Genomic DNA, 9587 nt, shown 5'->3' with positions numbered 1-9587 from the left:
AAAATATTACGGTGTGTGTGTTTGTGAAATATATTCTTTTAAATCAGTTGATTGAAAATGTTGGGGTAAACGTGAGCGTAGTCATTTATTGCTAATCCAATTTTTTAATTAGAGGAAAATTAAACTTGGTTCGTCTTTAAAGCCAGCGCAGAGGAAATTTGTGCTCAATAAATGGAATGAAATTGATAGTTTTGTTTTATTCATTTTTTCTTATCTCTTTTCGTTGATAAAGTGATTTTAGCTAAGAATTATGATCGACTAATTTTCAATATTTCCAAAACAAACGGCTTTCTTATCGTTAATTAAATTTGTAGTACAAGCGGATGTGATTTTTACGTTGACAATAAGTGATATTGAAAATGTAGAAGCTAATTTGGTATCCGATAAGTACACATCTAGCGAAGCGCTAGATTGTTGCTTGAAGGCACTGAGCTTGAGGTCATTTCGAATGAGAAAGGAAAGATTTCTATTTTTTAGACGCCAAGTTTTGAGAGACACAACATGTTTAATCACAAAAAGAGTAAAATCGCTGCATCTGTACTCGCTGTTTTAAGTACAGTTGCAAATGCTCAGGTTGCCACAAGTGACACTACTCGCCATCACGAAGAGGCTAACACTCAAGAGGTTGAAGTTATTTCTGTGAGTGGCATCAGGCAAAGTTTAACTGCTGTTGCTGACCTTAAAAAGAACAGCAATTTTATTCAAGATAGTATTGTTGCCGAGGACATAGGTAAGTTTCCGGATGCAAATGTGGCGGAATCACTCCAACGTATTTCTGGTGTATCTATTGATCGTAGTGGTGGAGAAGGCCAGCAAATTACAGTGCGTGGATTTGGGCCTCAATTTAATACGGTCCTAATCAATGGTCGGCGAATGGCTTCTGATGCTGAGGGGCGAGCGTTCAACTTCGATTTACTTTCAGCTGAACTCATTGGCAGCGTCGACGTTTTTAAGACCTCAAGCGTAGCTCTACAAGAAGGTGGAATTGGCTCAACAATAAATCTGAAAACGCAGCGCCCGCTAGATATTGGTAAATTCAAAGCGGTTGTCAGTGCAAAAGGGTCTTATGAAGATAAATCAGAAGAACTTACACCAAACCTATTTGGATTTATAAGCAATACGTTTGCAGATGATAAAGTGGGCGTGTTGTTGTCTGTTTCACACCAAGAGCGTAATGCGACATTAGACTCGTCGATTACTTCGTGGTCACCAGACTCTCAGCGTTTTGACCCTTGGGTGATAACGGAAGATGATTTATGGCGTTTTGCCGATGATCAGGGTAATGGTGTAGGAACTTATGTATACCAAAGACAACATAACTTTATGCGCACAGAGGAAGATAGAACGCGCACTGGATACACAGGCACAGTACAGTTTCTAGTTTCTGATGACATGACGCTCACCTTTGATGGTATGTACATTGATTTTGATATCCAAACCCAAGCCATATCAAGAATTTCTCACCGGAATAAGAATGATATTCATAATATGGTTGTGGACGAGAACAACGTTGTCACGCGTTACGACATGATCGAAGGGCCGATGAATGTCTTTCAAGCGCGCAACCGTCCTGCCTCGGCGTTACAGTTTGGGGCAAATTTAGAATGGTTTATAAGTGATGAACTCACGGCTAATTTTGATGTATCTTTGTCAGAGTCAGAAAATCCGGCAGCCGGTAAAGATTATTATGTAGTTGTTCGTTCCAGCGACAAACTCCAGAGAATCGATAATAGTCAAGGTACAGACGCTCCCCTTGAGACTAACTTTAATTTTACCCCATCAACGGTTGACTTAAATGGCGATGGTTTAGTGAATCAATTTGACTACATACTTGGAGATCCGTTAACTGTTGCAGATGTTAATGATCAGGCCTCTTGGTTCGCTCAACGGGAAGGTTTTACATTTGAAGATAATATTAATGAGATAAAATCTGATTTTATATGGCAACCAGATTTTGAGCATTTTACTCAGCTAAATTTTGGGGTAATTGCCTCATCGCAAGAAAAAACGCGTATCAACATGCGTTCTCCTGATCCCCAGTTTTACCTTTTAGGCCGAGTACCACTGCCGGCATCACTTTTTACTTCGGTAAACCGCAAAGACTTTTTGAGCGCTGCGAATGGCGATTTTGCTAATGACTCTGTGTTTTTTGATCCTGAGGAAATTATGGCATATTACTCAGATCCTGCAACGCTAGCATTACGAGATGAATTAAACGGTTTAGCGCAGGGTACATCTGCTGCTGAGTTCCTTAGTTACGACGCAGTAATCGACCCTTCACGCTCATATAAAGTAAATGAAGACATTTTTTCTGCCTATGCAAATGCTATGTTTGAACTTGAGCTGTCTTCTATGCCGCTAACGGTTAATGCGGGCTTGCGTTACACCGACACAAAAGTTGATTCGACCGGGGCAAATCGAGTTTTTAATAACTTAGCACCTGCTGGCAATACTGATGATGTGTTAATAAGCACGCTAGGTGAGCCAGAAGAAGTAACAGCAAGTGCTGAATACAGCAAAGTGCTGCCCAGTATTAATGCTAAGCTTGACGTCACTGACGAGCTTGTAGTTCGTTTGGCATACTCAAAAACACTTACTCGCCCAGATATGACGCTTTTAAACCCAGCGCCAGCCTTTCCGCAACAAGTACGCCTGTCGAGTTTAGAAGCAACAGCGGGTAATCCCGATTTAAGTCCTTTTGTTGCAGATAACTATGACGCATCGGTTGAATGGTATTACGGTGAAAGTAGTTATTTGACTGTGGGATATTTTCGCAAAGATATAGATGGATTTATAGTTAGTGGCAAAGCACGGGAGCCTATCACATTAAAAGAGCCCAATAGTTTAGACCTCATAACCGAAGATAGAAGCAATATTGACGGTAATACCATTTATTTTGATATTACTCGCCCGCGTAATCTTGAGAAAAACAGTGTTGATGGCTTTGAAATTGGTTATCAACATACCTTCGAATCTCTACCTGGGCTCTTAAAATACGTTGGTTTTTCCGCAAATCTAACCTTTGTTAGCGCTGATGCCGAGTTCGACGTCAATGTTATTGACAACAATATTGCGCTGCCAGGGTTGGGGGATTCTCAAAACATCGTACTTTTCTATGATGATACAAAATTTGAGGCTAGAATTGCATACAACAATCGCGAGGAATTTTTTACCCGTCTGCAAGGGGTAGAGCCGTGGTTTACTGAGCAGTATTACCAAGTGGACGCGAGGGTGGCATACAATATTACCGAAGACGTACAGGTATTTATTGAAGGTATAAACTTAACCGACTCTTTTACAAGACAACACGGTCGTTATGATTCGCAGTTTTTATCTTTAGAATCGAGTGGCCCTCGATACGCAGCGGGGATACGAGCAAGCTTCTAATTATCAATATTTGGTCCCTATTTATTTAGGGGCCCTTTGATCTAAGCTTAATCATCCAAAAATCGGTTAATCGTGCGGTTATACTCTCCGGCTAACTTACTTAACAGAAACACTAGCGCTGAAATACATGAGGTGCAGCCATCTACGGATGACGGAAAATAATATTAAAAGCCCGCATCGCCTATAATGAAGCGAAATCGTAAAGTTAGACTTATTCCTAAGCGGGCTTTTTTCTATAAACATAGAAGCGATTTAAATTCTTAAGCGCAGATATACTGCAATAGCAATCGTCCTTTTGACAGATTACTTCGCAATCTGCTGGTGAACTTTAATTAGATCAGGAAGCTTTTTCGCGTAAATCGCTTTCTTAGTACCAGGGTGAAGTAGTTGGCTTACAAAAGTGCGTAGGAAGCCAAGTACAAAGGTTTGAACACGGTCAGCATCTGCTTCGCTTGGATTAGCGATAAGCTTTTCTGTTTCCGCTTGTACTTTATGTACAATTGGGTCCATGGTGTCTTTGCCTGCAACAAGGTCGTTACCTGTCACTACACCTTTGCCAAGTAAGTCGCGTACGGCATCATAAAGGTCGGCAGAAACAGCATTGGTTTGCCCCCAATTTGCGATGTTGTACTCTTCAGAAATTTTATCTAGCTCGGCAGTTGGATCGCTAGATTTCAATAGGCCTTCAATAAGTGTGTGCGCTTCGGTTTGTTTTACAGGTGTTGATAATTCTGACATGATTTACTTGATGAAATAGTGAAAAAGCGTTTTATAAATACTTTTCCATTGGCTGTCAAGGTGGCTAGTTTTTAACCGTAATTATTTTTCATATGTATCAATCGTTTACGCTTTCGCGAGCTGTGAAACCCGTTAACATTTATACACTAGGGTATTTATCCATGCTATTTAAGCTAGTCTCACATCGGTTGCCATGAAAGCCATTTTCTTCGACCACGACGGTACACTTATCGACTCTGAAATAACGCATTTCGAGTTATGGAAAGCCATGCTTGCGGATATGGGCAAAGCACTGACATTTGATTATTACCACACGCGTATGGCTGGTATCTCAGTAATGAACAATGCGAGCGATATCATTCGAGATTTTTCGCTTGCTTTAACGCCCCAAGAACTCTTTAAAAAGAGAAGGGCGCTGACACTTCAGTTTTTACAGCGCCAGGCATTTCCCTTAATGCATGGAGCGAAGGAAGCTCTTTTTTTCTGTAAATCTCATAACTTGCGCGTAGCAATAGTAACGGGCGGCGCCCGTTTAGCGGTTGAAAAGACAGTGTCTTTTTATGGCTTTGGGGATATTGTCGAGTGTATCGTTTCTTCTGATGACGTAGTTAAAGGTAAACCTTCACCCGATTGTTATTTAGCAGCCCTTTCCCAAATGCAGTTGGCATCACATGAAGTCATGGCAGTTGAAGATACCGAATTTGGACTGCAAGCTGCTGTTAGCGCAGGAATTAAAACTGTGGCAATTCCCACTCCCTTGTCGGTTAATCATGATTTTTCTAAAGCAGCGGGCGTTTACGAAAATCTTGAGAGCTGGGTAGCAACGCTACCCCAATACAGTTAGCAACTAGCAACGCTAAGCTGAGTATAAAAATTACAGCCAAGCTACCTTTGAAATCTCATAGTTTGGCTGTTCACTAATTTAAGAGGGTAGGGTCAACTATGCTGACATCCGCTTATCTTCCTTCTGCGTATTTATATTCTGTTTAAAGCGCGCTGGGAAAGGCAGTGTAAACAAAGGTCGCTTTGCCTTCGCTTGTTTACCTTTGGCCTCTTCAACGCTCTTCGCTAAAAGAATGTTATCGCTGCGAGTCGCTTTCTGAGGACTCATTTCACTGTCTATAGCACCGTTTTCGGCCTCATTACCACATTGGGCTTGCAATGTATTTTCTGCTTCTAGAAAAGCAATACCCGCCTTTTTGCCCAAGTTGTAATCATGACGAAGCTGCGCATCTGTGCTGCCTAACAGCTTACTTTGAAGTTTGTTAGGTGCAAAAATTTGAATTACCTCAACCCCTTCAGGTGGATTTTCGATAAACGCTAGTTCTTTTTGGTACGCATGTTCGTGTTGCAGCAAATAGTCGATAGTTTTTGGGCAAGTACCCGTTGCACACATCACTGCGCTTAGCTTTTGTAACCAAGGTGATTGCGCTTGAAAACCTTGGTCAACGGTTCTGATCACTACGATTTTAGTTGCGCCACGGTTATAAGCCTCGGTTACAGGCAAAGGTGCAGCTAAACCACCGTCTAAGTAGAAATCGGTATTAGCAGCCGGTTTGGGCTCAATTTCAGTGTGAAGCGGCACGCCTTGTTTGTATAACAAAGGCAGCGCACTTGATGCTTTAATCAATTCAACCCAGTTATTCTGGCTTTTCATTGGGTTAAGAAAATAAGCCTTTCTGTCTCTTGAGTTCGTAGCCGTAAACAGTATTTCTCTATCTGCCACATTACTCTTAGCCGTTTCTAAGTCGAGTAAACGGTTCGCTTCTTGTGTTTTATCAAAGTACCAATCTAAATCAACAATATGCTTACCCATTAAACCGCGGCCCATCTGAAAGAAACGCTTATTTCGAGTTAAGCCGCGAATAAGGCGTTTCGCATAGCCTTTTTGGCGCGCTACAAAGCTTGTTAAATTTTGCGAGCCTGCCGACGTTCCGATAAGGATATCGAAGGGGTCATGTCCTGCATCTAACCAAGTATCAAGTACACCTGCTGTAAAAATACCGCGTTGACCGCCACCTTCCGCAACTAAAGCAACTTTGCTATTGGCAGAATTTTCAGCGTTACGAGTATTAGTTGACGCAGGTTGTTGACGGAACATGATGACCCTCTATTTGACCATATATAAGTTGACTACTTGGTCTAATTGTAGAGAGATCATCCCATCATTTAAATTGTAAAAAATGAATCAGTGTAATCGGAAATCTAAACTAAGGTCGAAAGTTTCTCGTGAAGTTTATCTTTGTACGAGTCAGTCGTATCTGACAAGAAAGTGATAAAAATACCTTGAAGTACCTGTCGCCTGTATTCCGGCAAAGTAATGTAGCCATTCACCCAGTCTTGACGCGCTAAACGTTGGCTTGAAAAAATATGAAACGCTAATAATTCGCTATTTATTCGACCTAACAGATATCCTTTTTCTAGCGCGGTTTCACAAATATCACGACATACATTAAGGGAAGTTTGAAAGATCCCACCTGGAAGTTTCTGATCGAAAATCTTGGTGTTCTCACCAGCGATAAAAGCAGCCTTGTATAGGGTCTCGTCCTCTCTGAATACCTCATGCATTTTGTCCACAAATGTTTCGGCGGCCGAAATAGGATCAGAAACCTCAAGGGTGCTCAGTGCTTGCTCAACTTTCTGAATCATTTCAAGTACAAGATGCTCATAGATATCATGCTTTTTACCGAAAAGATTATGCACCGTAGGTATAGTTACGCCCGCACCTTGCGCGAGTCTACCCATAGTCAGCGCACTTATTCCTTCTGAAGCTATTATTTCGCCTGCACATTTGAGTATAGACTGCCTGCGCTTATTCATATTAGCCGTACGTGTGCGGCTACCTCTTGCCATTTGCATCGTCATGAACTCCCCTTATTTCATAGAGTGATAATAACACAACAAAAAAATAGATTGACCACACTTTTTATTGATCATAAAGTTTTATTGTTAATAAAAAGTGTGGAGAGTGTAAAATGAAGTTTAAAAATGGCTATATCGATGCAAGTAAATCTATAGAGGCTTGTGCATCACATTACGGCTCAGAGGCTTTGGTTATGAAAGAGTATTTGCTGGAAGGAGAGAAAAAAGCGTTGGCACTGCCCAACCGAGGAAAAATCGAATTTGACGAAAAGGGAAAATTGTCTGAAAAAATCATTGAGGACTATAACAAGTATGGTTTTTACATCTTTGAAAATGTTATTTCTTCAGAAGAGCTTGAAGATTTAGAAAGGGACGTTAATCGGCTAAAGACCCAGTTTCCCTCTTATAATGGTTCTAAAACTACCGAACTAGGCGAGAAGGCAATAGACGCAGACGCGATAGGACCTAGATTAATTTGGTCCAAACCATTGGGCGATCCATTAGGTGGTACACCGATAGCAAATGGGCGTCATCAGGTAAAACTTTTCGAGCCAAAAGCAAGTGAGGATGCGCCTGAAGAGTCTGTATTTATTGTACTTGGCTCACTTGAATATTCAGAAGCCTGTTTAAGGGCCTATGCACACCCGTCACTATTAGGTGTTGCAGAGAGTATAAATGGTTGTGACTTTGCTCCATTCCACGAAAGCCTTTTTATAAAAGAGCCAGGAATAGGCGCGGCTGTATCGTGGCATCAAGATGGAGATACACATTGGGATAGCGACAAATTTGACCAAAATATTCATGGCTTCAATTTTATGCTTCAATTGTATGGAAGTACCGCTGTAAATGGCGTTTGGGTAGTGCCGGGAACCCATAAAGAAGGAAAGTTATCTATTAAAAAAATGGTTGAAGAAGCTGGCAGCGAACGCTTGAAAGGTGCAATTCCAATAGTGAGTAACCCCGGTGACGTTATTATTTGCAATCGGCAACTTGTTCATGGCTCGTTTGCCAACACAGGCTTTGAACCTAGAGTTACGGTGAATTTCGGTTTTCACAAGCGCTCTTCTGTATTAAATGTTGAAGGGGCAGGTATACACTGTGCCTCGCTTGTATTTGATAGTGAACATATTGCGAAAAGAACCGAGTTACTAGGTTATGCACTTGAAGCGAGAAAAATAGCCTATCCCGAAGAAGTTGGGTTTATTTATAAACCTTTTCTAGAAATGAACCAATCTTTCTCTTACTGTAAATCAGTGAATGAGAAAATTAAAAACTACAACCTATTCGATTTGAGCATTTAATAAGAGTATTTTTATGACAAGTAACGTAGCGTCAATGAAAGTTGTTGTATTCGGAGCTGGAAGTATTGGATGTTATGTCGGTGGTTGCCTTATTACTGCTGGCGTTGATGTTACTTTTTTCGGGCGCGAACGTTTAAAGAAAGACGTTGAAGCAAGCGGAATAACGGTTACTAACTATCTTGGTCGTAAAGATAAACTCACAACGCAGCAAGTCACTTACACTACTGATAACGATGTACTTAGCAAGGCTGATGTTATTTTACTCTGCGTAAAAAGCCAGGACACGATATCTTCAGCTTCTATTATCAAAAAGCTCGCAAGGGAAGATTGTACCCTTGTAAGCTTACAAAATGGTGTGAGTAATGCACACGTTCTTAGACAAGCTCTATCGCAGGTGGTAGTTGCAGGCATGGTGCCTTTCAACGTTTTTTACAAAGGGAAGGGGCACTTTCATTGTGGTACAGAGGGCAACATAGCCCTTGAAGACCCGAATAATCACTGTACAAAGTTAATTAAGGCACTTGAAAACGCTTCGCTGCCGGTGACTGTTTACAGTGATATGGCCGCTGTACAGTATGGCAAGCTTATTATGAACTTGAACAACGCGGTCAATGCGCTTTCTGGTATTCCGTTAAAATCACAGCTAGGCAGTAGGCAATACAGACTGGTAATGGCAAAAGTACTGTCCGAGGCGCTGATAGTGTTAAATGCCGAAGGGGTTACTCCAGCAAGAACTGGAAAGGTTATTCCCAAACTCATGCCAAAAATTATGAAGCTGCCTAATTTTCTATTCAATATGGTTGCAGCATCGACCCTTAAAATCGACCCCGAAGCACGTTCTTCCATGTATGAAGATTTGGTATTAGGAAGGCGTACTGAAATAGATTACTTAAACGGTGAGATAGTCAGGTTAGGCAAAAAACATCATATAGCTACTCCAGTAAATAACCACATTGTTGAGCTAATAAAACAAAGTGAGCAGGCGCAGAAAGGAAGTCCTCACTTACCAGCAAACGCGCTATTAAACAATTAAAGAAGACAGATAGCCTTTATATAGAAGAGCGCTATATTGCTAAGTAATCATTAAATATTTCATTTTTATGTCACTTTTGTGTCAGTGCTCTTGATCCTTATACTAAAGTATATATCCTACGCACAAATTTCCGTTATACGTAGTGTGTTTTGCTTTACCAATATCGTTTTTCTTTGTGCCTTATATCGAGTGCCTTCTTTGCGTTACTTTTCTCCTCGGCTGCGTTGGCTTCTAAGGTAGACGCTAAGCAAGAGTCTTACGAGACC

7 protein-coding genes are annotated in these 9587 nt (G+C 41.1%); 4 read left to right on the top strand and 3 right to left on the bottom strand.

Annotated features, from left to right (window positions below; all coding sequences use genetic code 11):
* The first annotated feature begins 501 nt into the window (after positions 1-501).
* Complete coding sequence (locus tag KL866_RS10860; protein ID WP_214995011.1) at positions 502-3387, top strand: TonB-dependent receptor; 2886 nt, start codon at positions 502-504, stop codon at positions 3385-3387.
* Between the two features lie 303 nt (positions 3388-3690).
* Here the strand turns inward: KL866_RS10860 and KL866_RS10855 are convergent, their stop codons facing one another.
* Positions 3691-4125 carry a hypothetical protein gene (locus KL866_RS10855; RefSeq protein ID WP_214995009.1) on the bottom strand — a complete coding sequence of 145 codons (435 nt, stop codon included), beginning with the start codon at positions 4123-4125 and terminating at the stop codon, positions 3691-3693.
* A gap of 193 nt (positions 4126-4318) precedes the next feature.
* Here KL866_RS10855 and KL866_RS10850 point away from each other — a divergent pair, with 193 nt between their 5' ends.
* Positions 4319-4969 carry an HAD family phosphatase gene (locus KL866_RS10850; RefSeq protein ID WP_214995007.1) on the top strand — a complete coding sequence of 217 codons (651 nt, stop codon included), beginning with the start codon at positions 4319-4321 and terminating at the stop codon, positions 4967-4969.
* A gap of 96 nt (positions 4970-5065) precedes the next feature.
* On the opposite strand, the gene KL866_RS10845 is transcribed toward KL866_RS10850, so the two are convergent.
* Together KL866_RS10845 and KL866_RS10840 are read right to left on the bottom strand one after the other, a co-directional pair.
* Positions 5066-6226, bottom strand: coding sequence for a patatin family protein (locus KL866_RS10845; RefSeq protein ID WP_214995005.1), 1161 nt, complete (start codon positions 6224-6226; stop codon positions 5066-5068).
* 104 nt (positions 6227-6330) lie between these two features.
* Positions 6331-6990 (bottom strand): TetR/AcrR family transcriptional regulator, encoded by a 660-nt coding sequence (locus KL866_RS10840; RefSeq protein ID WP_214995004.1) that lies wholly within the window; start codon positions 6988-6990, stop codon positions 6331-6333.
* 110 nt (positions 6991-7100) lie between these two features.
* Here KL866_RS10840 and KL866_RS10835 point away from each other — a divergent pair, with 110 nt between their 5' ends.
* Both KL866_RS10835 and KL866_RS10830 read left to right on the top strand, forming a co-directional pair.
* Positions 7101-8288 carry a phytanoyl-CoA dioxygenase family protein gene (locus KL866_RS10835; protein ID WP_214995002.1) on the top strand — a complete coding sequence of 396 codons (1188 nt, stop codon included), beginning with the start codon at positions 7101-7103 and terminating at the stop codon, positions 8286-8288.
* A 34-nt stretch (positions 8289-8322) separates the two neighbouring features.
* Positions 8323-9321, top strand: a complete 999-nt coding sequence (locus KL866_RS10830; RefSeq protein ID WP_214995013.1) for a 2-dehydropantoate 2-reductase — start codon at positions 8323-8325, stop codon at positions 9319-9321.
* Positions 9322-9587: the final 266 nt, after the last annotated feature.

It is taken from the genome of Alteromonas sp. ALT199 (assembly GCF_018619335.1).
In the GTDB taxonomy this organism is placed as follows: domain Bacteria; phylum Pseudomonadota; class Gammaproteobacteria; order Enterobacterales; family Alteromonadaceae; genus Alteromonas.
The sequence above is the reverse complement of the archived record's forward strand: the minus strand, read 5'-3'. Positions and strand labels throughout refer to the sequence as shown.

Bases quoted from the DNA above. Each gene is read 5' to 3' on its own strand.
- KL866_RS10860 (WP_214995011.1), top strand. From the start codon at position 502: ATGTTTAATCACAAAAAGAGTAAAATCGCTGCATCTGTACTCGCTGTT.
- KL866_RS10855 (WP_214995009.1), bottom strand. From the start codon at position 4,125: ATGTCAGAATTATCAACACCTGTAAAACAAACCGAAGCGCACACACTT.
- KL866_RS10850 (WP_214995007.1), top strand. From the start codon at position 4,319: ATGAAAGCCATTTTCTTCGACCACGACGGTACACTTATCGACTCTGAA.
- KL866_RS10845 (WP_214995005.1), bottom strand. From the start codon at position 6,226: ATGTTCCGTCAACAACCTGCGTCAACTAATACTCGTAACGCTGAAAAT.
- KL866_RS10840 (WP_214995004.1), bottom strand. From the start codon at position 6,990: ATGACGATGCAAATGGCAAGAGGTAGCCGCACACGTACGGCTAATATG.
- KL866_RS10835 (WP_214995002.1), top strand. From the start codon at position 7,101: ATGAAGTTTAAAAATGGCTATATCGATGCAAGTAAATCTATAGAGGCT.
- KL866_RS10830 (WP_214995013.1), top strand. From the start codon at position 8,323: ATGAAAGTTGTTGTATTCGGAGCTGGAAGTATTGGATGTTATGTCGGT.